This window comes from Microcoleus sp. B5-D4, assembly GCF_036705145.1.
Taxonomy (GTDB): Bacteria; Cyanobacteriota; Cyanobacteriia; order Cyanobacteriales; family Microcoleaceae; genus Microcoleus.
On the sequence record NZ_JAUBTV010000005.1, the window covers coordinates 120328 to 146471 of the forward strand.

A 26144-nucleotide genomic window follows, 5' to 3' on the forward strand; every position below is an offset into this window, starting at 1 on the left:
CAAGATTGACTTAATAGATATTCTATTTTCCTGCCATCAACAACTGTTCAAAATCCGCTGCAGCCAAAGGAGGACTGAACAAATATCCTTGCATTATATCGCACTTATAGCGCCAGAGAAAATCTTTTTCGGCTTCTGTTTCAACTCCTTCGGCAATTACCTCAAGACAGAGACTGTGCGCCATTTCAATAATAGCTTTCACAATTGCTGCATTGGTGCAACCATCGGTGATATTGCTGATAAAACAGCGGTCTATTTTTAAAGTATCGAAGGGGTATTGCGTCAGATAGCTTAAAGAAGAGTACCCAGTTCCGAAATCATCAATAGATATAGAAACTCCCAATTTTTTCAATTGTTGCAAAGTAGCGATCGCACTTTCGGCATCTTCTACCATCAAACTTTCGGTCAGCTCTAATTCCAAACTGCTCGCTTCCAAACCAGTTTCTGCTAAAATTTGGGCAACTCTGCTGCTGAGATCCGGTTGGTGAAATTGGCGTGGCGACAGATTCACCGCTACCCGCAGCCCCGAAAAACCAGCATTTTTCCAAACTTGCATTTGCCTGCAAGCTGTCTGCAAAACCCACTCGCCTAACTGTACAATGAAGCCAGTTTCTTCGGCAGCCGGAATAAATTCTGCGGGCGAAATCAGCCCTTTTTCTGGATGTACCCAGCGCACTAAAGCTTCGGCGCTGATAATTTTACCAGTGTGGACATTGACCTGCGGCTGATAATAAACTTGGAATTCTTCTCGTTCCAGTGCGTCGCACAAACTTGTTTTTATCCGCTCTAATTTGTCGGCATCTTGGATCAATTCGCTGCTTTGCGATCGCAAAGTATTGTACTGTTCGGCGAAAGCTTCTTGTTTTTTCAAGCGGCTCGATATCGCGCCCACAAGTTCAGCTTTAGTAAAAGGTTTAGTCAGGTAATCATCTGCGCCCAATTCCATACCTTGCCGCATTTCAGAGCGATCGGCTTTACCAGTGAGAAAAACAAAAGGTACTGTAGCAGTAACAGGATTAGATCGCAAGGCCACCAGCACCCCATACCCGTCAAGTTCTGGCATCATCACGTCGCAAATAATCACGTCGGGAACATTTGACACCGCCGCATATAAACCTTGCGATCCATTTTCTGCACCCGTCACGTCGAAACCTTCAGCTTTAAGGAGTTTGAGAATATTCTCGCGAATTACTTGCTCGTCCTCAATCACTAGAATCTTTTTCATACGTCATTCCCTGAAAGCGGTATAATTGATAGGCGTTACTGAACGCGATAAGCGTCCCAATAACTGAGAACGCACAGCTCGATCGACCAAACAGCGGAATATTTTCCGACACAAATAGCAAACACCTGAAAAACGCTAATTTTTCAAGCACAACTAGATTAATGTTTCTGTGCTTACTCAGTGCCGTCCGTATTATTACGAGGTTAATTGATAATCTCTCAACTAATTCTAGGCGATCGACAGTTAGCAGCGCCTTAAATAACTGCTAAACTAATTGTGCCGCCTGAACGATTGTCTGCAAACAATCTCAGCCTATTTATAGCAGCTGCCAAAAACCATGCAACTGCAAGCAAGTTCCAAACCCTTGCATAGTCAGTCTTTCCCCCTTCTTGAATGTAAAATCTCAACTTTTAAATCTCAAATGGTATTACCTACTGGATTCCCTGAACCCGCACAGATTGGGGTGATAGAAGTTAAGCAATATCCTCAGTACCGCGCTGTCACCTACACCCACGCGGGCGATTTGCGACAAGCAACTGGCATCGCCTTCAATCCCTTATTTCAACACATCAGCAACAACCAAATTGCGATGACAACGCCAGTAGAAGCCCGCTACACCGAAACTTCCGGGCAAATCGATGCGGTTCCCCAAGCTGAAGTTTCGTTCCTCTATCCCACACCAAATATCGCCCCCAGCAGCGTTAACTCCGCTGTAGAAATCACGGATACTTCGCCGATGACGGTTGTCAGCATCGGCGTGCGCGGGGCCTACACTTGGGAAAGCTACGAAAATAACCTCCAGAAACTTAAAGATTGGCTTCAAGAACATCCTGAATATGAAATAGTTGGGCCGCCGCGTCGCTTTTTTTACAATTCCCCGATGACGCCGGAAGCAACTAAAATCAGCGAGGTACAAATTCCGATCAAGTGCCGCTGACGTGAACAACTAATTCGCGAATGTGACCCCGCTGGCGGTGTTCCCACAGGTAAATTCCCTGCCAAGTTCCTAACAGCAACCTGCCGCGATCGATCGGGATTTGTTCAGAAGTATGAGTCAGCGCAGTGCGAATATGGGCCGGCATATCGTCTGGGCCTTCGGCATCGTGAATGTAGCGATCGTCCTCCGGTACCAGTTTAGCCAAAAAGTTAGCCAAATCCTTAAGTACATCCGGGTCAGCATTTTCTTGAATCACCAAACTAGCAGAAGTGTGGCGCAAAAATAAGCTACAAAGTCCCGTTTTAATACCTGAATTCGCCACCGCATCTTCTATCTTAGGAGTGATTTTGCACAGAGATTTCCCTGTAGTTTGAATCTTGAGTATCTGTTGATAGTGAGTCATAGGATTTGGGATGTGGGATTTGAGATTTGGGATTTTCAAAGAAACTCTTGCAAAAATATTCTCCTATTGTTACATCTTACTTCTTCCTTTTTTATTATGTAGGTTGGGGTTGAGGAACGAAACCCAACACTCATTAATTGGATGTTGGGTTTCGTTCCACGGGCCCAACCTACCACTACCACTACTACCACTACTACTGGTATATTAGACCTTTCCAATAATTATTGTGGAACAGGCATCCTGCCTGTTCAAAACTTACTATTCGGTCGAGGTCTAATAAAAATAGTCTACAACAGCTTGGGCGATCGCCTCCGTACCATTTTTATCCAATTTATCCGACAAACGGGGCGGATGCAGCGGTTGTCGCAAAAACTCCCAATCCCCCTCAAAAAACTCCGTCGCCGTCACAATTTGATGTTCCGCATAATTTTGAAGCCATTCCAGCAACACCGCAGCTTCTGCAAAACCTTCTCTCATTATAGAAACAACAGGTATTTCCAAGCGCAAAGCTTCCGCAAAAGTGCTGTATCCCGGTTTAGAAACTAAGCGCCCGCAGACAGGCATAATATCAACCGGACGGGGTAAAATCGGGAGAGATTTTGCAAACTCCTGATTTTTGACTTTAATCAAATTCGGCAAATCGGGAGCTCCCGCATCAAAAGTAATAAATTGCCAGTCGCTAAATTGCTGTAAATTTTGATACGGAATTTCCTCTAAACCCAATCCGCCGAAAGTCAGCAATACAGTTTTTTCCAGCGGTGTTTCGATGCCGAATACTTCCCGAATTTTTTCGTTACTATAGCGAGGATTGCCACCAGTCAAGCCCACATCTTGAATATGTGGGAAAGCGGGCATCGGTTCGTGCAAAGGAAGACGAAAAAGCCGATCGCACATTCCGAAACATTCACCAATCCAATCTGCCATTTCTACAAATTCCCCGCCCCAATCTCGATAGATAAAATCCCACCCAAAATTGCTCATCATCCAGCAAGGAACCCCAGCCGCTGCCGCCATTCGCGTTGCCAAAGGAGGAATATCTGCCAGCACCAAACCCACCCGATTTTGCTTGATAAAATTAACTTCGCTGGCAATTAGGGAATTTTGCTTTTTCCGAATTTCCCGCAATTTTTCCAGCGTCGCGTCTTTATCCATATTCAAACTGTCAGCTTGCACGACTCCGACATCAAAAGCGCGGGGACGGTGGATAAAGTCGCCCGTAATATAAGATTCTAGCAGCCAGCGAGGTGCTGTTGTTGTGATAATTAGTAAGATATCTGGATTTAATTCTTGAATTTTTGCAGCTACCGAGGAGACTCGGACAGCGTGGCCGAATCCGTGATTTGTGATGGCAATATATAATGTTGGTCGAGACATTGATAATAGGGAATTGGGAATTGGGAATTGGGAATTGGGAATTGGGAATTGGAGGTAGAGACTGGAAGCCAACAAGGCAAAGCTTCAAGCGACGTACAACCAACAATGACACAATTAATAACTAATGACTATCGAATATGCAAGAACTCATCAATCGGACGCGCCCTCAGACCAAACAGGCAATTGATTAATCTTGTCCAGGGTTATATCTACATACTTTTTACCGTCCGCTGCTAGATTTTCCCCAAAATATCCCTCATCGCCGTCATGCTTGTGAGGGCCGCTCAAAGCTGCTGCATAGCGGCCTTGCAAACGAGCTTGGTTGAAAGGAGAAGTCGCGTACCAGTACCAGCGACTCGGAAAAACTATGCCGCCAATATCCTCAATTGAATCGCGAGTGCCACGAAAGTGGAAAATGCGATCGGCTTCTGCAAAACCATTTTCTCCCGAAAACACGCCCCCAACCGAAACAACCGTAATTTCTGCCTTCAGCCATTCTTTAAGATAGCGAGTAGCACCCAAAGCAACTTGTGCACCGCCGCTAGTGCCAATTAAAATAACTTTCAAAGGTTTTTGAGGATTAACTGAAATGGGAGATTGAGCATTCATGCGATCGATAATTGCCTTAGCCATTCCCTGATTGTATGCAAATCCGTAGCGATAATCTAGAGAAATTGCAAACCTCCAGAGATTGCGAATTTTGATGAATATATCCCCCGCAATCGGCCCGCTTTTTGCCTGTTCTGCAAACCGCCAAAAAGGAGCTAGCCAACGCTCTCCTCCTAAACTTTTGTTAGACGCTGAATAAGGAAAAACATCGCCCACTGCTACACACTGCGGGTGACTTTTAACTAAACGCTTGAGAAAAAACTCTTCACCCGGGGTTAATTCATCCCCTGAAAAATCGCCAACTCCCGGTAAAAAGATGATATAACAATTGAGCTGCGAAGACTTGCGGGCTTCTAAATTGCCCTTGTTTGAGGGCAGTATCTCCGGTGGATTTTTCTTGATACCAAACGTTTCGGCACTTTGATTCAGCCACCATATAACAGTTCCCACCGGCGAAAGAATGCCCCAAATTATCAGGATTACACCTGCGATGAGCAACAAATTTAAACTTCCCCCGCGCAGCCATGCAAGTATCCGTAAAATCAATCTTAGCATTTAATAAAATCTGGTAGAATGCCAATTAATTACCTAATTACCTACAAATAGTTCGGTGATTCTGCTGTATTAGAGCTTATTTTGTAAAAGTTGTCAACTATCTTGAGGAGCAGGAGTTCAACGTGAAGGGAGAAGATTCAATTGCAGGTTTGGGGGCAACCCTTTGGAACGCACTTTCATTGAACGGCAATTTTTACGAAAAAACTCCCTACACTCGCAGAACTAAGCGGATAGCTTTAACAATTGTAATTTTAGCTGCGCTGTCCCGCGTGTTGGGCAGTGCTGTCATTTTGTTAATCAATCGAACTGAGCTATCAGTGTTATTTTTAGCACTTTGGATAGATGGTTTGGCAGTCGCGGGGGGTTATTATTTTTGGACTTTCACTATCTTTAAAATCGGAGAGTGGCTGAAGCAGGGGCACGTAACTTATGGGGAGTTGTTGGTTCCGATCGGCTTTGCTTACGCGCCCCAAGTGCTCAATTTTTTAACCTTAATTCCCTTGCTGGGAGAAGGAATAGAGCGCATATTAGCTGTGTGGAGTTTGCTAGCTGTAATTGTGGCGGTTCGCCAAGGTTTGGATATTCAAACTCGCTGGGCGGTGTTAATTTGTTTGGTGGGTTGGCCGTTGATCCAAATTGCGATCGGCTTTGTGAAAGTAGTTGAACAGTTGCTTTCACGATGGCTTTAATTCATCAATACGGCAGCCGTATAGTAAACTCGCTGCCCTCTCCGGGTTCCGACTTACCAATTAACTTTCCTCCATGTTGTTCTACCACAATTTGATAACTGATAGACAATCCCAAACCAGTCCCCTTACCTACCTCTTTAGTAGTAAAAAACGGGTCAAATATTTTACCCAATACCTCCGAACTCATCCCCACACCATTATCTACAATGCGAATTGCTACTTGATTTCCTTCGGCGACTTCAGTGCAAATCTGAATTGTCGAGTCAAATTCTTTCCCTCTTTTTTCGCGAGACAAAGCATCAATAGCATTAGTCAGTACATTCATAAATACCTGATTAATTTCTCCCGGATAGCAATTCACTAAAGGCAAATTGCCGTACTCCTTGAGCACTTGAATATCAATTAATTTGTGATCCAAAATCATCAACGTGCTGTCGATACCTTCGTGGAGATTAACCCATTTTCTATCTGATTCATCTAGCCGAGAAAAGTTTCGCAGCGACAGCACAATATCGCGAACTCTCGCAGCACCCACTCTCATTGACTCTATCATTTTAGTGAAATCAGTCATCAAAAAATCTAAATCTATTTGCTCTGTTTCATTGACTATTTCTTGCACGGGATTTGGGTAATGATTTTGGTATAAACGTAGTAAATCTAGTAAGTTTTCAGCGTATTCATTGGTGTAATGTAAATTTCCATAAATAAAGTTAATGGGGTTATTAATTTCGTGAGCAATTCCCCCTACCACTTGCCCTAAACTGGACATTTTTTCACTTTGGATTAGCTGCAATTGAGTGTGGCGAAGTTCTTCCAATGCAGTATGCAATTTCTCAGTTCTTTGCGCTACTCGCGTTTCCAGAATAGTATAAAAACGGGCATTTTCTAGAGAAATAGCTGCTTGTGCAGACAATATTCCCAAAATTTCTAGCCTGTCGCTAGTAAAAGCACCCTTTGTTAAATTATTTTCTAAATAAAAAATTCCCGTAAGGTTGCCTTGATGGATAATTGGCAATACCAGGATAGATAGGGGTTGATTGCTCGCAATATACGGGTCAAATTGAAATTGATCTGTTCTAGTAGCATCATCTAAAACCAAGTATTTTTTAGTTATTTCTACATAGTTAATCAAGGAAATTGGGAGAAGATCGGATTCTGCCATCGGGAGAGATTGTAACACGATAACATCATTAAACTGACCTGTAACTCCAGCTTCTATGAATAATTGATTACCTGTCTTGGCAAGAAATAATACTTTTTGAGCGCCTGCATTTTCCTTCACAAGCTGTACGAGTTTCTCTAGCAAACGGCTGAGGATAATTTCGCTCGAAACAGCTTGAGATGCTTTGATAACAGTTGGTAAATCCAGCATCAAGCTATTGTCAACAGTAGTGGTAGCAGTCATGATATCAACATTTTTAGATATTGCTCCTTGATTGCGATCGACTAAATAATGATAACGGGATTCTAAGTATTTAACTTTTGCTATAGCTCCCCAGCGGATGTAGGCATAATAAGCTTTTGTCAGATAAGATCGAGCAATTATCTCTTTATCCAAAGATTGATAAAACTCTCCAGCTAATTCATAGGCTAATGCTTCTTCTTGGATGTAACCGTTAGCAGCCGCTCCTTTAATAGCGAAGTCATAATAATCCATTGCTGCAAGTTTATCGCTAAAAATTCTAGCTTTCTCAGCTTCAACTAAGTCGTACTTGTGCTGATAATTCATGGGTGCATGGTATGCCCACTTTTTCATGATTTGCTGATTAGAGTTAACAATAGCTAAGTCTGCTTCTTGATTGTCACTGTCAGGATAGTGAGCGAGGAGAGCCAGCGAATAGTAGAAATTGTGTACCCCAACAGTGATTAAGCCGATCGCCCCATCTGCATATTCTGCCGCTAATTTACCGCTGGCAACAGCCGGAGCATAATCTTTAAATAAATAAAGCAGCATCAATTTAGCAACATAAGCTGCAAACAGCGACATTCGATTATTTTCTTTTTGCCAACACGACATCACAGCAGGTTCATCCAACCTGCAGCTAACTAATCGTACTTGCTCTGCTGTTTTGCTTCTTAAGCTTGAAGCAATTACTTGCCAAATTTTAGCATAACCTATGGCAAATTCGTGTTTATTTTTTAGCAAAAATTCCATATAAATGGTTTGTTTTTCCGTGACATATTCTAGCGGTTCTCCTACCAAAAATAAATTGGTAACATAGTGCTTAGAATTATAAATTGCCCATTCTAAGTCACCAGTTTCTACACCAAAATTCCTGCCTTCTAGAAAGGACGCAAGTGTATTCTTAGTAGACTCTTTCCAGATTCTTATATGACCATTAAACATTACATAAACCTTAGCTTTCTGTTGGCTAGCATTAAATTGTTCTAGCAGCTTTAAAGCGATTAGTCCAGCGTAGTAGCCAGCTTCGATGTCGCCTTCGATACCGCACAGCATCATTCCATAAAGAGTATAGGGAAAACTAGCTAATGCTGAATGACCGCGATCAATACAAAGATTGACCATAGTCAAGACGAGGGAGGACACAATTTCTGGTTTGGCAATATAAGCAGGAGGATAGAGGGCTGTCAGGATTTCCATAGCTGCCAGTTGATAAGGATCTGTCATAACTGGCAGGTTTTCTAATTCCTCAAGTCGCGGCAATTTGGGCACTGCAATGGTTTGGTTATCTAATAGGTTTACTCCCAGCATTTCCAGCACTTCTAGACCTGTTTCAACAGCTTTTATCATCTGGCTTTGAGCCTGATAAAATAGGATTTTTAGCTGATACACTTTCACTATGTCAAGCTGGTTTTTAGCCGATCGCAAAATCACTTCTGCCAAAACTTCTGCTTGCTCAAAGTTGGTGTTTAAATATTCTGCTTCCAGCGTCTCTACATACAGCCGCAGCGTCATGTCATAGTTGCGAACCCAGCTATCAGGTGCTAATAAGGAAATTCCCACATTCAAATACTTAACAGCGGGTTCATAAGCGTTAGCTGCTTTTGCCTTATGCCCAGCCATTAAATTTAATCCTGCTAATTCATCTTTTTCTGATTGGCGGGTGAGACAATCACTTCCTACATTCAACTGGTTGATAATATCAAAAATTCTCTCTTCTACTTTATCGGGTGGCGTATTTTCAAGTAGCAATTTACCGATGCTAAGATGAGTGGCTTTCTTTTCATCATCAGGAATCAGCGAATATGCCGCTTGCTGGACGCGATCGTGCAAAAATTTATAGCTGACTCGCGAAGAATCGAAAGTTAAATTAACTCCGGCTTCTCCATCTAAAAATAAAGGAATGAGGTAACTCTCATTCAATGGAAGTATTAACCCCGCTTGCAAAGCATCCCAGAGTTCAGTCGCAGTGACTGACGGAGATTTTGCGTTGACAGTAGAGAGAACATCTAGAGTGAAACTGTCCCCAACACAAGCGGCTAATTTCAAAATTTCTCGTGTAATATCTGGCAATTTTTGAATCCGACTGGCTACCAGTTCAACTACACTCTTATCTGTGATGCCAATAGCCTGAATCTCCTCAATGTTCCACTGCCACTCCCCTCTTCTTCCGGGAGACAGCAGCCTGGTAAAGTCAAATATCAAAAGTTTTTCTTGATAAAGAGTGTTGAGCAATTGCGTCAAGAAAAAAGGATTTCCACCAGTCTTATTCCAAAGTAACTCCGCTAAAGGTTGAATTCTTTCTGAGTCATTCAATGTCTCAGAAATCAACTCAGTCACCTGGGCTAAAGAAAGAGGTTCCAGCACTAAATTGTTGAGAATAATCCCCGTTTCTTGAAGGTACTCCACTGTTTGCATTAAAGGATGTGTAGAGCTAACTTCTTGGTCTCGATAGGCTCCAATTAATAGTAAATATCTGCTATCTGGGTCAGTCGCCAGCAATTCCATTAATTTCAACGTCGCTGAATCTGACCACTGCAAGTCATCGATAAATATGACTAATGGATGCTCTTTTTGCGCGAATACGTGGATAAATTCTTTGAATAGCCTGTTAAAGCGGTTTTGTGCTTCAGTTGGGGCAAGTTCGGGAACGGCAGGCTGTTTGCCAATTACCAATTCTAGTTCGGGAATCACGTCAATAATTACTTGTCCGGCATCGCCTAGTGCGGCTAAAAGTTTATGTTGCCAATCTTGTATTTTTTTGCTATTTTCCGCAAGTAATTGCTGGATCAATGATTGAAAAGCTTGAATTAAAGATGCGTAAGGTATATTCCGCTTGAATTGGTCAAATTTACCTGAAATAAAATAGCCCCGCTGTCTGGTGATGGGTTTTTGAATTTCGCTAACTACGGCCGATTTGCCTATACCTGCATAACCCGACACTAAGATAAGTTCAATTTGGGAAGCGGAAGAAGTTTCCTCACAAGGATTAGCTACACGTTCAAATGCTGCCAATAGTTCGCTGACTTGTGTTTCCCGCCCGTACAATTTTTGAGGAATCAACAACTGACTCAATATATCTAAGTTTCCGGGATTAAAATCGACTATCTTGCCTGTAGTTTCTAACTGATATAAACAAATTTCTAAATCGGCTAACAAGCCGCCTGCTGTTTGATATCTATTTTCGGCATTTTTAGCCATCAATTTCATCACAATTTGTGAAATTGCTGGTGGAATGTCTGAATTAATTTGATGCGGTAAAATTGCTTGAGAAGCTATGTGACTGTAAACTATTTCTAAAGGGTCGTTGCTCATAAATGGCAATTGACCTGTCAGCATTTCATATAAAGTGATTCCGAGAGAATAAAAGTCGGTGCGGTAGTCGAGGGTGCGGTTCATTCTCCCGGTTTGTTCGGGAGACATATAAGCAAAAGTACCGACGAGCGAGTTAGTATTATTAATTTGGGGATTTTCTTTGGACAATAGTGAAGCAATGCCGAAATCTGTCAGTTTAATAATTCCTGTGTGGCTGTTGAGGATGATATTGCTAGGCTTAATATCTTTGTGAATAATTTTTTGAAGGTGGAGATATTCTAATGTTTTTATGAGTTGGATGCCAAACCTCAAACAGGTTATGACTTCGAGCTTTTGTCTGGACATGAGTCGATCGAGAGATTCGCCCTCAAAGTCTTCTAAAAGCAAGCCGAGACGGTTGTCAAAGCTTTCTAGGCTAAGGACTTTAACTAGGCCCGGATGGTCTAAATGTTGGCGAATGCGATACTCGTGCTTGATCCGGGTAATTGCATCGAGGGTGGGATATTCAGCGTTCAGGATTTTGAGTACAGTTGTATCTTGGTGGGTGGGGATTTTTCCTCGATAAATAATCGTTTCGATACCTTCGTGGAGAGTGGAGTGGATTTGGTATTGGGAGAGAAATTGCATGGAGTTCTGCTGAGAGTTGAAAATATATCTGATTCGAGTCGCTGTTCGCTGTTGACTGTTGGCTGTTGGCTGACGGCACGACCACCCTCAACCGTCAAAAGTCTTGACATGGCAACTGTTATATGCTTAATTCAACCATGTACTTAGGCCAACAAAAATCAAGCTTTATGTACTGGGACAAGAATCTATTTATAGATAAAATGATAGTATTCATGGAATCAAGCCATTTTGCTACTATTATTCTCAATTAATATCCGATCGACAGCGGACGGCAACCACACCCCTACTATTCGGGTCTCCCCACTGTCCCTACCCCCTTAGCAAGATACATTGTTAAAGAAGGAAATACACAAAAATTTACATCTATAATTTGTGTAGTGTTCCAAATCGCTCCTCACCAGCAGCGATACAGCCCTCGCCAAGACAGTAGGATAGAAAAAATATGTTTGAACGCTTTACAGAACAAGCCATTAAAGCAATCATGCTAGCCCAAGAGGAAGCGCGACGCCTCGGTCACAATTTTGTAGGCACCGAGCAAATTCTTCTGGGGCTCGTCGGCGAAGGCACTGGCATCGCTGCAAAAGTATTACTGGATATGGGCCTCAATTTGAAAGAGGCGCGCAATGAAATCGAAAATATCATCGGTAGAGGTTCCGGGTTCCTCCCACCGGAAATTCCTTTTACGCCCCGCGTCAAGCGCATTTTTGAGACGGCGCTGAACGAAGCGCGGCAGTTAGGCCACAATTACATCGGCACCGAGCACATCCTGCTGGGGCTGATTCAGGACGATGAAGGGGTGGCGGCGAAGGTGCTGCAAAACTTGGGAATCGATCGCCAGAGAGTCCGCACGCAGGTAATTCGTGCCGTGGGAGAAGTGGCGGCGGTACCTGGAGGTAGGGGAGATAGCGGCGATCGCAAAATCCCGACTTTAGAAGAATTTGGCACAAACTTGACCAAGTTAGCCGCAGCCGGCAAACTCGATCCCGTGGTGGGCCGCGAAAATGAAATCGAGCGTGTGATCCAAGTGCTCGGCCGCCGCACGAAGAACAATCCAGTGTTAGTAGGCGAACCGGGAGTAGGCAAAACCGCCCTCGCCGAAGGCCTAGCCCAGCGGATTGTTAATAGAAACGTCCCGGAAATTTTAGAAGACAAACAAGTAATCAGCCTCGATATGGGTTCGCTGATTGCTGGTACAAAGTTCCGAGGCGAATTTGAAGAACGGCTAACGAAAATCATGGCCGAAATTCGCGCTGCCGGCAACATCATTCTGGTCATTGATGAAATTCACACCTTAGTCGGTGCAGGCGCAATTCAAGGTAGCATGGACGCCTCCAATATGCTCAAACCAGCCCTTGCTAGAGGCGAATTGCAGTGTGTTGGCGCCACTACCTTGGACGAATATCGCAAGCATATCGAGCGCGACGCTGCCTTAGAACGCCGCTTCCAACCGATCAAAGTCGGTGAACCGAGCGTGGCTGAAACAATAGAAATATTGTACGGGTTGCGATCAGCCTACGAACAGCACCACAGACTGACGATTTCCGATGCAGCTATAGAAGCAGCGGCTACACTGTCAGACAGGTACATTAACGATCGATTTTTGCCAGACAAGGCGATCGACTTAATTGACGAAGCAGGTTCCCGCGTCCACGTCTTGAACTCGCAAACCCCGCCCGAAGTTAAAGAACTCAAAAAACAACTTCCGGCTGTTAGCAAAGAAAAAGATGCTGCTGTGCGCGAACAAGACTTTGACAAAGCTGGCAAATTGCGCGATCGCGAATTAGAAATCGAAGCCGAAATCGCCGCAGCTACTATCAACAAAAGCCAGATCAGAATCTCTCCCATCGTCACCGAAGAAGACATCGCCCACATCGTGGCTAATTGGACGGGAGTACCAGTCAGCAAGCTGACAGAATCCGAATCGGAATTGCTGCTGCACATGGAAGATACTTTGCACCAGCGCTTGATCGGTCAAGAAGAAGCTGTCAGCGCAGTTTCTAGGGCTATCCGTCGCGCACGGGTAGGCTTAAAAAATCCCAATCGCCCGATCGCCAGTTTCATCTTTTCCGGCCCCACAGGCGTCGGCAAAACGGAACTTACAAAAGCCCTGGCCACTTATTTCTTCGGTTCCGAAGAAGCCATGATTCGGTTAGATATGTCCGAATTCATGGAACGCCACACGGTTTCCAAACTCATCGGTTCGCCTCCCGGTTACGTTGGCTACGACGAAGGTGGCCAACTAACAGAAGCAGTCCGGCGCCGTCCTTACACGGTCATCTTGTTCGACGAAATCGAAAAAGCTCACCCGGATGTCTTCAACATGATGCTGCAAATCTTGGAAGACGGCCGCTTAACTGATGCTAAAGGTCGGACAGTAGACTTTAAGAATACACTGCTGATCATGACCTCAAACATCGGTTCGCGAGTGATTGAAAAAGGCGGCGGCGGTCTCGGTTTCGAGTTTGCTGAAAGTGCCGCAGACGGTCAGTACAACCGCGTTCGCAGCTTGGTAAACGAAGAACTGAAACAGTTTTTCCGTCCCGAATTTATCAACCGCTTGGATGAGATTATCGTCTTCCGCCAGTTGAACAGGGAAGAAGTCAAGCAGATTGCGGACATTATGTTGCAGCAAGTCTTCAGCCGCTTAACCGAACAGGGTATTACTTTGTCGGTGACAGAACGGTTCAAGGACTTGTTAGTTACAGAAGGCTACAATCCCAGCTACGGTGCTCGACCTTTGCGCCGCGCAATCATGCGGTTGTTGGAAGATGTACTGGCTGAGGAAATGCTGTCTGGGAAGCTGAAAGACGGCCAAAAGGCGATCGTGGATGTGGATGAAAACGGTCAGGTTAAGGTAGTGCCCGATGGTTCATCTGAGCCGAAATTGCCCGAATTCGCATTAAGCCATTAATGCACTCTACAGACGGATAAATACTGTTAATTAAAAACCCGGTTTCTCCGAGAAACCGGGTTTTTAATTAAATAATACCCGTTAAAAAAAAGCAAGTTTAGGCACGCTCCAAATCCTTATATAATCAGTCATATCAAATTCGGTAGCATCGGAATTATTCCTCTCTGTATTCTCTCCCTCTGCGTTCTCTGCGCCCTCTGCGGTTAAATCATTCCGATACAACCGGAAACGATATCATTCCCAATTCTAAAATCTAAAATCTAAAATCTAAAATCTAAAATGGTATGAGTTATGACTCTATTATCCCAACACATTATCTACAGCAATTTCTACATCTGGAAAAGCAAGAATTGATAAAACCTGACCCCGCTGAAATCTTTGAATATTTTGGTATCCCGAAGGAGAAGGTTCGCGATAAACTACTACACATTGCTCGTTAATATCTACCTGCCAAACTTCTACAATATTGTCTTCGGCATAAAGAGGAATTTTGATATTTCTGTCAGTTTCAGCGGTTGCATCCGCCACTTCCACAATTAGTAAAATATCCTCAGACTGAGGATGTCCCGATTCGTAAAAATCATCGCGCCGTCGCAGTAAGGAAATATCCGGTTCAGGTTCCGAGCGATCGTCCAATTCTACCGGATCTTGAACTCCAATGGTTACTCTCGATAATAAGCGGATATAGAATAACTCTGTCAGACGCTTGACATGAGATGTATGCCTTCTACCGACGGCGGCCATTTGAACGATTTCTCCTCGAATCAATTCAACTTTATCATCTTTTGTCAAGATGCCAGATTCAATCATCTGATGATATTCTTTTACTGTGAACAGGCGCTTCATAAACTGAGTTGTCATAATTTATTTATTTGGCGCTCCTTTTAGTTGCCCTTTTTCTGTTTCATCGCCTTTGCTGCTTTCACAATCTCAAATCGCGGCGCAAAAAAAGGAATTTTTACCTATTGATCTTAGTTTGCTTTTAAGGTATATTTTAGATAATGGGAGTAGTAACTTAATTTTTAAAATTGCCACTATTCCCATTATTAAATAATACATTGTCAAGCTAACAGTGTCAAGCTTTTTACCCAAAAAAAAAAGGGCGATTTTTCAAAACTTCATCAACAAATAATCATAGGGTTAGGGTTTTGGTAAACCCACCCTAACCACCCAACAAAAGTTGATTAAGGGAAAATTTAATCCCACGATTGCAATTGTACAACCCAATGCTGCACGACAGCAGAAATGCGATCGCGCCGCGTTTCAAAAGTAGCAGCAATCCAGATAAATGCAATGCCAAAAGCCAAACCAATGGCCCATTTAATCAGCGGATAATCGAAGATTAGAACCACCAACTGATAGAAAACATTGATTAAAAAAATTCCCGTTCCCACAAACAAAAACGCCCGAACTCGCAGCGCCAAACCCGCTGCAATCGCCACCAAACTAAAAGCTGCCGCAACTAAACCGTGGCTTTGCTGAGTCAAAAGAGGCATCCCGCAAATCAGCGCCGTTGCGAGCATTCGTAGAGTGTGGCGTAGCGGTTTTTGTGCGGGTAATTTGAGAGTGCGATCGAACTGAGTAATATAAAGGAAAGAAAGTCCTAAAGGAGTAACATAAAACTCTGGCTGAGTCAATCCTATTTCCCCAAACCACCGCAGCAATATCCAGTCAATTATCGCCACACTCACATAGGTACAACGGACTTCCTGCCTTTCCCAAGCTAGGAAAACATAGAAGGCGGCAGCTATCAGCAAGCTAATCGGATAAAACTTAGCCGGACTTTCCAAAATAGTAACTATTGGAATCAGCAAAGCAATTACCTGCCAAGGTTTTTTTGACCAACCCCAGTTGTCCCAAGGCAAAATGTAAATGAAATAGGCAAATAGAGAAGCGAGGGCAACTTTCCAAGGCCCCAGCGGCCCGGAAATATACTTAACTAAAGGCGTATTGATCCAGTAAAGCCGGATACCAAAGGCTTCTAGCCAGCCCAAGTAAATCCAAATTTCTGCCCATTGGCGATCGAGATTATTTCGCCCTTGCAAGAAAGCATATTGAACTAATAAAGCACCAGTGACTAATCCTAAATTGAGGCCGGATTTAATATCATTGGCAGAAGCCCAAATCAGCAGCCAACTGCTCAAAACCCAGTGCAGGTGAGCAAATATTTTTAACTCTGCATTAGTTAAATGTAAATAATTGCTGAGCCAAGGAGATAAAATGCGATAAATATATGTTAAAGCTGTGCCGAGAGTGGCCAGGACAATTAAGCCGTCGCCAAAAGCTCCTTCTGGTGTTTGAAAAAGTTGATAGAGTAGCGATTCGTAAGCAGCAACGGAGACGCCAATTAATCCTAAATAAACCAAAGGTTTGAATTCTGGCTCCCGCCTACCAATGCCGATCGCAATTAAAGACGCACCCAACACAGTTAAACCAGTCCAATTCGTCAAAGTGTGCGATCGGAAAGTTAAACCCAATACCCCGTAAACCAAAGGTATAAAATGAATGCTAGGTAAAATAGTTGGATCGCGGTGGCGGCGCCGCCACACATCGCCCAATAATTGCGTAGACAATCCGAGAGCGATATTAGCAACTGCTAAATTAATCGTCGTGCGATCGACAAAACTCAAACCGACTGCTGTCAACAACTCCAAACTCCAAGCCAAGGCATAAATTGCCAGAGGGGAAAGTTGGCGTAAACTTCGGAAAATAATCGCAGCCATTATCACCAAAATAGCAGCCAAAACTTCAGCAGAGGGCGAGGAACTCAAGTTACTGCCTGCGTACAGTTCAAAAGAATAAAAAGTAATAGTTGTTAACAGCAAGCTTGCCAGTAAGATTGCCCACCCATCTGCAGCTCGATCGTAAATTTCAGCTAATTGAGAAGACTCAGGTAAACGGCTGGAAAAACGAACAATCATGCTGCGAAGCAACCACAGACACAAAAGAGCGATCGCCCCGGCAATTCCCCAATCCCAACCCGAAACAAAACCTAATTGATCGATCACCGCAGCTACGAAACTCAAGCCAAACCCCACTCCAATCGCAGCCGCTGGTAGCTCGACTAAATAGTAAGTATTGACCAACATTAATCCGGCGGCAACCCCCAAACCAATTAATCGATATCCCGGAAAAATAAAAATTAGAAGTTGGGCAACTATTAAAGCGATCGTACTAAATGTACTGGCAACTCGTTTGTGAGGAACCTCAGTATATTTAGCAACAGCAGTCAAAGCCAAAGGAGTCACCAGCCAGAGTAAACTCCACTGAGGGCGGTGAGTGGCAGTACCCGCAATCAAATAATTTTGCATCAAGACAAAGCTAAATCCTGCTAATACTAAGCCCAGATACCAGGAACTTTGGAACCATGCAGGATGCCAGCGTAAAAAGGCAGAGTTTTCTTGGGAATTTGCCGCTTTCATCCAGACAAAAAATACCCATTCACTCGCCATAAACATTAATAATATTGCCGACCAAATATTGGGGGTCAGGTTTGGGAAAAATAAGTCAATTGCCGAAGCGATCGCGCCTAAACCCATAATGTGAGTTATGGGAACCAAAATTGCTGGATTTCCCTGTTGCTCAGCCGCAGAATCCGGCCTCGCAACTCGCCGGGAATTATCTGGAATTATGTATTTCCAAGCGATCCAACCTAAAATTAAAGTAGAGACTAATAAATTGAGCGATCGCCAAAACGGATTGACAAAACTAATAACAGTTAAAACACTCCCCAAACCGAGAGCAAGGTTTTCGCCAAAACTGGCAAGTTGAAACTTTCGCTTGCGGTAGAGCCACTGCGCTGCACTTACCATTAAAATTAAATAAGGCAACAGCAGAACACCCCAAAAAGCCCAAGGAGTTTCCTGAGAGTTTGTAAGCTGAGTTAAAAATGCCACAACTTGTGTTTTAATCCCTAAAGGAAGCACTCGCCAAAACAGCCAAATACTTTGAAGTCCCACCGCCTCCAGCATTAGCAAATCAAACTCTTGCCAAAACCGCACTAAACGGTTATAAAAAAACCAAACAGCCAATCCGCTAACTGCGATCGCCTGTAGCGGAATGTCACGAAAACAAACCAGCCACCCCAAACCCAACAAACCCATTCCCGCTAATTGCCATTTAAAAAAATTGCTGGGATTTGGCCGATCGGATATATTGTTTTCAATAGTCCCAGATGTGAGGGGGTGCTGCCAATCTAGCCATGCTAAAAGCACGCCACAAATCGCCAAAGCTAAACCCATTTCAGCGATATTTACATCCTTGACAAATATCGCTCGACCCAGTAAAATTCCTAACGAATAAGCTACTAAAGCTGCTTTTTTGTAAGTCAGAAAATCTCTGCTCAAACTGAAAGCAGCGGGGAACGTTTCAGTATTTCCCCCACCTTGGATAGATTGCAATCGTTGTTGCTGAACTTGATAAACTGTAGTAGCAGCAGTTCCCACTGTACCCACATAAACCGCAGTAAGGGCAAAGCCTGCCAAGGCCCACCAAGAGTGCAAATAACTCAATCCCAAGTGATTTAGGGCGATCGATCGAGTGATGTTTTTTCCTGAACAGCTTTGATATTGATATTTGATAATCCGGGCAGTTATCCAAGTCAAAATAAGTGCCGCTGCGATTGCTACCGCCCAATCCCAAGGATACCGCCACAATCCAAAAGTATCCATTGCCCAAAAATTGATCGGCACTAGCAACAGCGTCACTTCTTGCAAAGTTTGAGCAGTCAAGTGCAAATTCTGCTGTCTGTTTGCCCAACTGCTAATCGCCCAAAAGGTTAAAGTATAAGCTAACAAAACTCCGTATTGTCCGGAGGCAGGAAATCTTTCCCACTGACTGGCAGCTAAGACTCCAGAGGAGACAACTACCATGAACACTCCTAAAAACAACAGCCACACCACGCTAATTTCTGCCATTAGCGAGTGCAAAATTTGAGCGATAAAATTAGGGGTTTGAGTAGTTTCTGTGGGCCTAGCAACGCTTTCTCGGCTGCTAGGTACTGCTTTTTGCGTTGATAAGGCAGGTACTTTAGGCTCGGCAATAGGATCTCGCGGGTTTTCAATTTCAGAAAAATCTACAGCGGGATCTCTGATTGGGCAGACTAAATACTGTCGGCACAATTCCTCAACCTCAGCGGGCGAAAGTAAACCTAGCCGCAGCCACGCATCTAAACCTGTCAACAACTCAGGATGCGAGGCTAAGACGCTCAATTCAATTTTGCTCGATCGATCTTTGGGAGACGACATTGGCTTAAACTTGTACTAAGTACCTTCAAGCTATAGCCTAGATTAATGTCGAGCGAACATGGCAACATTCCGCCATCGCAATTGGCACAATAAGTATTTATGACTAAAGAGCTGTAGCAGCCACTGTCAATTGATGAAAAAAATCCCGCTGATGGGCCTACACCAGCGTGCATCAGCGGCTAAAAACTCCAAATTAGGACACAGCAGCGGTTTCCTTACCGATCGACATATTGCAGCAAAGTGTCTACACTAGCATTGTGGTCTATGAAAGAAAACAAATGTTTGAAGAGGAGTTTTCCATCTGCATCCAAAACAAACTGAGCAGGCAAAGGAGCACCTAAAGCCTGACCGACTTGATAAGCACGAAAAACTTGACAGCCTGGATCAGAAAGCAGAGGCATTTTCAAGCCTAAATCTCTAGCCACAATTTGGCTTTGGCGATCGTCGGTACTGGCAACCATCAATAATTCTATATTGCGATCGGCAAATTTTTCCCAGTTTTCATTCAAAGCTTTAATGTGAGGAAAACAGAAAGGGCAATATTGCTTTTCTGTAAAAATCCGCGTAAAAGCCAGGACTACCGGCTTATCGCCCCGATAATTCGACAGCCGCACTAATTTGCCATTATTAATATCCGGCAATTCAAAATCTGGCGTCATCTGTCCCAGCTTCAGAACATTACTCGCCGGAACAGGCAATAGATTTTGGAAAAACCGCTCATTTAACAAGCCGCTAAAATTAGTAGAAGTCAGCATATTTCCTAATGGGGTAATTGCTAATTGCTAATTGGTAATTAAAAATCCGGTTAAATAAATGCCTCTGCGGGTACGGACACGGCAGCGCCGTGTCCGTACAAATATAATCTGCTTAAACCGCAGCAAAGAATACCTTAGACTTGACAGGATCGGGAGTCATGGTCTTGTCACCGGGCTGCCAGCCGGCGGGACAAACTTCATCGGGGTGAGACTGGACGTGTTGGATAGCTTGCAGGGTACGGAGAGTTTCGTCCACGTTGCGGCCGAAGGCAAGATTGTTGATAGTAGAGTGTTGGATGATGCCTTCTTTGTCGATGATGAACAGACCTCGGAGGGCAATGCCTGCTTCTGGGTCTAGGACGTTGTAGGCCGAACTAATTGTTTTTTTGAGGTCAGCAACTAAGGGATAGTTGAGGTCGCCAACACCGCCAGATTTGCGGTCTGTTTGTATCCAAGCGAGGTGAGAGAATTCACTGTCCACGGATACGCCGAGGATTTCGGTATCGATTTTTTTGAAGTCCTCGAAGCGATCGCTAAATGCTGTAATCTCAGTCGGGCACACAAAGGTGAAGTCCAAGGGGTAGAAGAACAGGACTACATACTTTTTGCCTTTATAGTCGGACAGTTTAACAGTCTTGAATTCCTGATCCACTACGGCTGTTGCTGCGAAATCGGGTGCAGCTTGACCAACCCGGAGGCATTCACTGGTCATAGATTTTGTTTCCTTTTTTACGAACTGTTACAAATATATCATACTCATAACGACTACAAGTATCTTCTCGATCAATCAAAAAAAACGCTCTCAAATTTGAGAGCGCAGTTTTTTTGATTAAATAATGGCTCAGGCGGGATTTGAACCTGCGACCTTGGGCTTATGAGTCCCCTGCGCTAACCACTGCGCCACTGAGCCAAATCTACTTCACGATTTACTATCGTAGCACGGTAGGGCTAGCTATGTCTTGTTTTCAAACAACACTCTTTCTAATGACTTCCAGTAAAAGTTATGAGTTTTGGTAATCATTCAAAACCCATAACTTCCGACCAGTCGTTACCGAGAAGCGCTGGACGCATCGTCGGGCAGAAAAGCCATTGGGTTGATAGCACCCTGTCCGGGGGGATGAATTTCAAAGTGCAAGTGCGGCCCGGTACTGAAGCCAGTGCTGCCCATTTCTGAAATCTGTTCCCCTTGAGCGACTCTCTGACCCTTTTGCACCAAAATTCGGCTGTTGTGGGCATAGACAGTCTCAGTGCCGTCAGGATGGGTAATTTCCACCAGATACCCGTAGCCGCCGTCGTTCCACTGAGCATAGGTAACCACCCCGTCTGATGCTGCCACAATTGGCGTGCCGATCGGCCCTGCAATATCAATTCCTTTGTGCATCCGTCCCCACCGCCAGCCGTAGCCAGAAGTAAGAACGCCCTTAGACGGCCAAATAAACCCGTTAGCCGACTGTTGTTTGCCGTTAGGCAGATAAGTATCAGGGCTCGAAAGCGGAGGCAGTTCTGGAGAAACCATGCGTCCCAAAGACGGGTTGCTTAGGGGATCGTAACCGTCGGCTCCCAAAGGAGCAGTTGCCACTACCGGCTGTTCCAGAGTGCTTTTTGGCGTCAGGTTGATCGGTTGCAGTTCCGCTGCGCGAGCGGGGTCTAAACGCTCTTGCTGCTGCTTCTGAACCTGCTGGGACCAGGCTCTCGATGGCGGTCTGCTGATTTCATTCTGCACCGCCTCAGTATATTCGGGGGTGTAGAGATAGGGATTGGCACTTGGCATATCCTCAGACGGGTTGACCGAGGGCCCGTCATTTGGAGCCAGGGACACCGCATTGGCGCCGATCGAATTGCGCGAGGCACGATATTCCTCTCGCAGCCTGACAACTTCTGCCCTCAAGCGTTCGGAATAAGGGTTGAGAGCTTGTGCGGTGGGGAGAGCCTCCGAATTCGACTCTGGTAAAGCGCTAGTTGGATCGGCATTTGAACCCTGGGCGCTAGTATTTGCCACGAAGCTGATCGGCTGCGGGTATTCTCCCGTAGCGATGGCGGTAGCAGTTGCACTGGCTGGCGAGGGCAGGGCACTGGTGTCAACTGCACCTGTAAATGTTGGTTCGCCTTGAAGATCCAGCTTCCGTGGATCGCTAATGGTTTGGGAAACTTGAGTCAGCGGAATGCTGTTAATTTGGGGAACCATCGGCGCTGAAATATTGTTCAGACCTTCCAGGTTCTCCAGGGGAGAGACAACAGGCACTGTGGGCGCGGGTGCTGCAACGCCAGCACCGGCTATTTCCGAGGTAGACGAGCTGGGGTTCAAAGATGCGGGAACCGAACTCGCCGCCCAGACCGATGTAGAGTTGGAGGCAGAATAAGATGCAGCAGCCTCCACCCCTGGATTTTTCAACCCAACTTGGGGAATTTTGAGCCGTTGATTGACATTCAGCAAGTTGGGGTTGCCGAGCTTGTTGACGGAGATCAGATCTTTGGGCGATACGCCGTGACCTTTGGCGATCGCATCTACCGTATCTCCCGGACGCACGCTGTAGAGAACCTCAGCCGGCCGGGCGGTGCTTCCCGCAGGGGGGACTAGCACAGCCGAGGGCAAACTGGGTGTTGCCAAAGACTGTTCTATTGACTCGAATGCTCGATCGGGCGATGCTGCTTGACCTTCCCCGGAATTGGGAATTACAGGTGTGGCATCGAGGTCAGGAATAGTTGTCCCAGTTGCATATCCGGGGGAGGTCAGCGTCGGTGCTGACTCGGGCACAAATGCCGCAGGTGTAGATAAATTTGCTCCCCCTTCCGACCCGAACATAGTTCGACCCGATTCTGTGGTGCGGTTTTCCTGTTTTTTCAAACTGTCGATCGCCCCGTCTGCATTCGGGATGTCGATCGAACTTTGTTCCGGTACCGTCGTGACCAGCGGGGTCGCTGCGGTTGATGGCAGCGCTGTCATCGCTGCACTATCCAATGGCTCGGAGCCAGTCAGATTTAACTCTTGTTCGGGATTGACCGTCGCTGCGCGATCTAGCGAAGCCGATGTGCTATAGCCGGCGTTCTGTTGTGGTGTGGCTTCCGTCGCAGTCGGAATTCTAAGCTGTTGGCCAACTTGGAGTATGGTATCGGGTTGGATGTCGTTGGCAGTTGCTAGTACCAACGGTTCTACTTCATAATCCCGAGAAAGCTCCCAAAGGCTTTGCCCCTCCTGCACCTTAACCGTCGCCGGCTCAGAAGGTGCTCCGGGCTGTTGGGCCCTGGAACCGTCAACTTGTGCGGACGTAGCGGGCCCGTTGGCCGATACTGGCTGTACTTCAGCGGTGGATTCTGATGTCGGTGCGAGCTCAGACGCGCGAGCGCTGTCTCCATTTCTCGGTAGCAGGATGCCAGAAGCACCTACCGATATTGCCAGCCCGATCGTGGCGAGAGAGCGAACTCTGCCTGTGCTGAGCGTTGTCTGTTTTGATGGTTCCGCAGAACCGTCTCTGTCGATTTCACTAGCCTGAACAGGCTTAATTTGGGGATATGTTCGTTTCAAAAAAACGACCTCCTACTGAGAAGCGCTAACTGTCCTTGGAAACACTCAAGGGGATCGCATGACGCTGAATTTAAATCAACAAGCAAAAATATTCTGATTGTTGACAGCTATCATGCTTAGGCCAGATTACCTTGCTTTTTAAATTTAGACAAGCTCAAACCGTCATAAATTTTAAAATTCTCGGTCAAACCTGCTGCAATTAACCCCACAAGCCTTACACCGCAATAGCTGGAACGAATACATAAAATCTTCATTCCCGTAAGGCTCTGAACTCTCACCTATTATCAGACTTTAGGCTAATTTCCGGACAACCTACAACCGTATATTTACTAGATATAGTGTTCAGACCCAAGCTGGTACTCGCTGACGCCCTAAATCGCTAAAATCCTCTGTTTTTGTTGCTGAATCCTCTTGGGAGTAATTTGGTGTTGCTGATAACAATCTGTTTTTGAATGAATAAAATATATTAATGTCGGCTATCTAGATTTTCACCCCTTTGATACAAATTTCTTATATTAAAATGGAGACTTGGCAGCCTCCACCAGCTATTAAATATCTATATATTTATGTGTTGATAATGATTTATCCCAGCTCCCCCAACTGTCGTTTAGCCTCAAATAAACCTACAGCGGCGCTGACGGAGAGGTTCAAACTCCTGACTCCAGGCTGGCTCATCGGAATAAAAACTGTGGCATCGCAGGCATCCAAGACGAATTGGGGAATGCCTACAGTTTCCGAGCCAAACATCAGCCAGTCGCTGGGCTGAAATTGGAATTGCGCGTAATTGCATCGCCCGCCAGTGCTGAATCCGATCGAGCGTCCCCCGCGCTGCTCCCGATAGACCAGAAAAGCCGCTAAGTCTTCGTGGCAGTGGAGATTGACGTAGGGCCAGTAATCTAAGCCGGCCCGTTTCAGGTAGCGATCGCTAATTTCAAACCCCAGCGGGCCGACTAAATGCAGTTCCGTGCCTGTGGCAGCGCAAGTGCGGGCGATATTGCCAGTATTCGGGGGGATTTGCGGGTGAATCAAGACAAGTTGGGGCATGAAGCTAATTAAAAGCGTAAAATACAGCTATTGGGAAATTTATCAAACTACCCACAGGTAGATATACCTTATAGCTTTTATTTATAACCTTTGTCGAGCTCCATTGATTAAATATTCTGATTGGTTTTTGGGAGGTGCTCTGCAACTTTTGACAATCAAGCATCCAGGATACCCGCCACGTGATTCATCCGTCCAGAAATAAAAAACCTGTATCCGATAAAGGAGTCCCCGAATTTATCGGTGGGGTCAATCTAAAATCTAAAATCTAAAATCTAAAATCGATTGACCGGGAGGTTCGGGCTATTTGTATTTGCTGAGTACGCAGAGGCAGGGGGCTAGTGAAAGCCCCCCTTATCATAACGGCGGGTACTTCAGGCAACTAACTGGGCGCACAAGTTGTCTTCAAGTTCCCATTCTTGGTGAGCCATACCATTAATCCCTTGCAGAATAATACTGCGGGTGTCTGAACCGCCCTCGTGTAGCTTCAACCACTGCTGGGCCGTGTTGCCTTCCCGGAGAATCTTTTTGAGTGGCGAGAGAAAGCAGCTAAAGCCGCGTTTTTTGGCTATAGGCCACACTTCGCGGTAAATTTCCTCAATCCAATCTCGTGCCAGAATAGTTCTGCCGTCTTGCCAGTGGGTAAGTTCGGCATCCAAACTTTGCCGGGATGCAGCAATTTCGTTGGCGTCTGTGAGAGCAACTAAGTCTTGGTTGCGGGTGGCTGCTGGCAAGGTGCTGAGCTCTAAAGGGTCTAAGCTGGGGTCTTCCATCATCTGCCAAATGCGAGCTTCTAGTAAGGCAGTGATGGCTAACAAAGCCAGAGGATTGACTTCGAGGTCGCAAATTCTCAGTTCGAGGCGGTTGAGACAGTAGGGGCGACGATCGCCATTTGGTCGCACTGCAGACCACAAATGGCGGACGTTTTGCATAGTGCCGAGTTCTAGCTGTTCTTCAGTCCACTGGATGTAATGTCTGTGACTTTCAAACAGGGGAACGATGGCGGGAGTTTTGGGAAACAAACCCCACCGAGTCGAATGATAGCCCGTGACTTCCCCGTCGAGGAAGGGGGAAGAGGCGCTCAAGGCAAGGTATAGCGGTGCTTCGACGCGGGCGAGGCGGATGGCGCGCATCAGCATTTCTGGTTGGGAGATGCCGATGTTGATGTGAATGCTGGCGGTGACGACTTTGGTGCCGTAGGTTTGCTCGATGTAGGTGTGGTAGGGGTTGTTGGGATCGGATCGGTAAAATCGATCGCTCCCTCCGAGAGACAAGGTACTTCCCGGCAGCAAGGTATAGTCGCCCAATTGTTTGAGATACTCGCGCAGCCGAACTCGTGGCTTGACTAAGGCACATAACAGGCGATCGTAGCTGCACAGCGGGGCGGTCGTGTACTCCACATTGCGGCTATCAGGCTCCCGCACAAATCCCTCTAGATCGGCGACTATGCGATCGGAGAGACCGACAACCTCACCTTCGGGAGTGCCGGTATACATTTCTACTTCAAAGCCTTTTGATAGCAGCACGTTTGT

The 26144-nt window shown here is 45.4% G+C and carries 15 protein-coding genes and 1 tRNA gene; 3 read left to right on the plus strand and 13 right to left on the minus strand.

Going from position 1 to position 26144, the window contains the following annotated elements; genetic code table 11:
- Positions 1 to 22 precede the first annotated feature (22 nt).
- A complete protein-coding gene (locus tag QUB10_RS04170) occupies positions 23 to 1225 on the minus strand; it encodes an EAL domain-containing response regulator (RefSeq protein ID WP_333199807.1) in 1203 nt (400 codons plus the stop codon).
- A 421-nt stretch (positions 1226 to 1646) separates the two neighbouring features.
- On the opposite strand from QUB10_RS04170, the gene QUB10_RS04175 reads away from it, so the two are divergent.
- Entirely contained in the window at positions 1647 to 2162 is a 516-nt protein-coding gene (locus QUB10_RS04175; RefSeq protein ID WP_333146405.1) for a heme-binding protein, read from the plus strand.
- On the opposite strand, the gene QUB10_RS04180 is transcribed toward QUB10_RS04175, so the two are convergent.
- The 3 genes from QUB10_RS04180 to QUB10_RS04190 all read right to left on the minus strand — a co-directional run bounded on the left by QUB10_RS04180 (position 2149) and on the right by QUB10_RS04190 (position 5103).
- Positions 2149 to 2565, minus strand: coding sequence for a secondary thiamine-phosphate synthase enzyme YjbQ (locus QUB10_RS04180; protein WP_333151165.1), 417 nt, complete (start codon positions 2563 to 2565; stop codon positions 2149 to 2151). The two genes, QUB10_RS04175 and QUB10_RS04180, sit on opposite strands and share 14 nt — an antisense overlap.
- 273 nt (positions 2566 to 2838) lie before the next feature.
- A complete protein-coding gene (locus tag QUB10_RS04185; protein WP_333199809.1) occupies positions 2839 to 3939 on the minus strand; it encodes a glycosyl transferase in 1101 nt (366 codons plus the stop codon).
- Between the two features lie 150 nt (positions 3940 to 4089).
- Entirely contained in the window at positions 4090 to 5103 is a 1014-nt protein-coding gene (locus QUB10_RS04190; protein WP_333199812.1) for a hypothetical protein, read from the minus strand.
- Between the two features lie 122 nt (positions 5104 to 5225).
- Between QUB10_RS04190 and QUB10_RS04195 the strand changes: the two genes are divergently transcribed.
- Positions 5226 to 5792, plus strand: coding sequence for a hypothetical protein (locus QUB10_RS04195; RefSeq protein WP_333199814.1), 567 nt, complete (start codon positions 5226 to 5228; stop codon positions 5790 to 5792).
- A gap of 4 nt (positions 5793 to 5796) precedes the next feature.
- Here QUB10_RS04195 and QUB10_RS04200 read toward each other — a convergent pair whose 3' ends face one another.
- A complete protein-coding gene (locus tag QUB10_RS04200) occupies positions 5797 to 11136 on the minus strand; it encodes an AAA family ATPase (protein WP_333199816.1) in 5340 nt (1779 codons plus the stop codon).
- 442 nt (positions 11137 to 11578) lie between these two features.
- Between QUB10_RS04200 and QUB10_RS04205 the strand changes: the two genes are divergently transcribed.
- Positions 11579 to 14047, plus strand: coding sequence for an ATP-dependent Clp protease ATP-binding subunit (locus QUB10_RS04205; RefSeq protein ID WP_333199818.1), 2469 nt, complete (start codon positions 11579 to 11581; stop codon positions 14045 to 14047).
- Between the two features lie 300 nt (positions 14048 to 14347).
- Here QUB10_RS04205 and QUB10_RS04210 read toward each other — a convergent pair whose 3' ends face one another.
- From QUB10_RS04210 to gshA, 8 genes are all read right to left on the minus strand, one after another.
- A complete protein-coding gene (locus QUB10_RS04210) occupies positions 14348 to 14908 on the minus strand; it encodes a Uma2 family endonuclease (protein WP_333151151.1) in 561 nt (186 codons plus the stop codon).
- Positions 14909 to 15243: 335 nt separating this feature from the next.
- The gene (locus tag QUB10_RS04215) at positions 15244 to 19293 is read right to left on the minus strand and encodes a hypothetical protein (RefSeq protein WP_333199820.1); all 4050 of its coding nucleotides are present in this window, start codon (positions 19291 to 19293) and stop codon (positions 15244 to 15246) included.
- A 215-nt stretch (positions 19294 to 19508) separates the two neighbouring features.
- Positions 19509 to 20048, minus strand: a complete 540-nt coding sequence (locus tag QUB10_RS04220; RefSeq protein ID WP_333199822.1) for a redoxin domain-containing protein — start codon at positions 20046 to 20048, stop codon at positions 19509 to 19511.
- 112 nt (positions 20049 to 20160) lie between these two features.
- Positions 20161 to 20760: a peroxiredoxin gene (locus QUB10_RS04225; protein ID WP_015178160.1), complete on the minus strand. Its 600-nt coding sequence runs from the start codon at positions 20758 to 20760 to the stop codon at positions 20161 to 20163.
- Positions 20761 to 20885: 125 nt separating this feature from the next.
- A tRNA-Met gene (locus QUB10_RS04230) sits at positions 20886 to 20958 on the minus strand.
- A gap of 138 nt (positions 20959 to 21096) precedes the next feature.
- A complete protein-coding gene (locus tag QUB10_RS04235; protein WP_333199824.1) occupies positions 21097 to 23571 on the minus strand; it encodes a peptidoglycan DD-metalloendopeptidase family protein in 2475 nt (824 codons plus the stop codon).
- 582 nt (positions 23572 to 24153) lie between these two features.
- Positions 24154 to 24615 carry a tRNA (cytidine(34)-2'-O)-methyltransferase gene (locus tag QUB10_RS04240; protein ID WP_333199826.1) on the minus strand — a complete coding sequence of 154 codons (462 nt, stop codon included), beginning with the start codon at positions 24613 to 24615 and terminating at the stop codon, positions 24154 to 24156.
- Positions 24616 to 24986: 371 nt separating this feature from the next.
- The gene (gshA, locus tag QUB10_RS04245; protein ID WP_333199828.1) at positions 24987 to 26138 is read right to left on the minus strand and encodes a glutamate--cysteine ligase; all 1152 of its coding nucleotides are present in this window, start codon (positions 26136 to 26138) and stop codon (positions 24987 to 24989) included.
- Positions 26139 to 26144: the final 6 nt, after the last annotated feature.

What these genes read in the sequence shown, in the direction of transcription:
- QUB10_RS04190 (WP_333199812.1), bottom strand. Translation starts at nt 5,103, where the DNA reads ATGCTAAGATTGATTTTACGGATACTTGCATGGCTGCGCGGGGGAAGT.
- QUB10_RS04200 (WP_333199816.1), bottom strand. Translation starts at nt 11,136, where the DNA reads ATGCAATTTCTCTCCCAATACCAAATCCACTCCACTCTCCACGAAGGT.
- QUB10_RS04170 (WP_333199807.1), bottom strand. Translation starts at nt 1,225, where the DNA reads ATGAAAAAGATTCTAGTGATTGAGGACGAGCAAGTAATTCGCGAGAAT.
- QUB10_RS04215 (WP_333199820.1), bottom strand. Translation starts at nt 19,293, where the DNA reads ATGTCGTCTCCCAAAGATCGATCGAGCAAAATTGAATTGAGCGTCTTA.
- QUB10_RS04185 (WP_333199809.1), bottom strand. Translation starts at nt 3,939, where the DNA reads ATGTCTCGACCAACATTATATATTGCCATCACAAATCACGGATTCGGC.
- QUB10_RS04225 (WP_015178160.1), bottom strand. Translation starts at nt 20,760, where the DNA reads ATGACCAGTGAATGCCTCCGGGTTGGTCAAGCTGCACCCGATTTCGCA.
- QUB10_RS04210 (WP_333151151.1), bottom strand. Translation starts at nt 14,908, where the DNA reads ATGACAACTCAGTTTATGAAGCGCCTGTTCACAGTAAAAGAATATCAT.
- QUB10_RS04240 (WP_333199826.1), bottom strand. Translation starts at nt 24,615, where the DNA reads ATGCCCCAACTTGTCTTGATTCACCCGCAAATCCCCCCGAATACTGGC.
- QUB10_RS04175 (WP_333146405.1), top strand. Translation starts at nt 1,647, where the DNA reads ATGGTATTACCTACTGGATTCCCTGAACCCGCACAGATTGGGGTGATA.
- QUB10_RS04180 (WP_333151165.1), bottom strand. Translation starts at nt 2,565, where the DNA reads ATGACTCACTATCAACAGATACTCAAGATTCAAACTACAGGGAAATCT.
- QUB10_RS04205 (WP_333199818.1), top strand. Translation starts at nt 11,579, where the DNA reads ATGTTTGAACGCTTTACAGAACAAGCCATTAAAGCAATCATGCTAGCC.
- QUB10_RS04220 (WP_333199822.1), bottom strand. Translation starts at nt 20,048, where the DNA reads ATGCTGACTTCTACTAATTTTAGCGGCTTGTTAAATGAGCGGTTTTTC.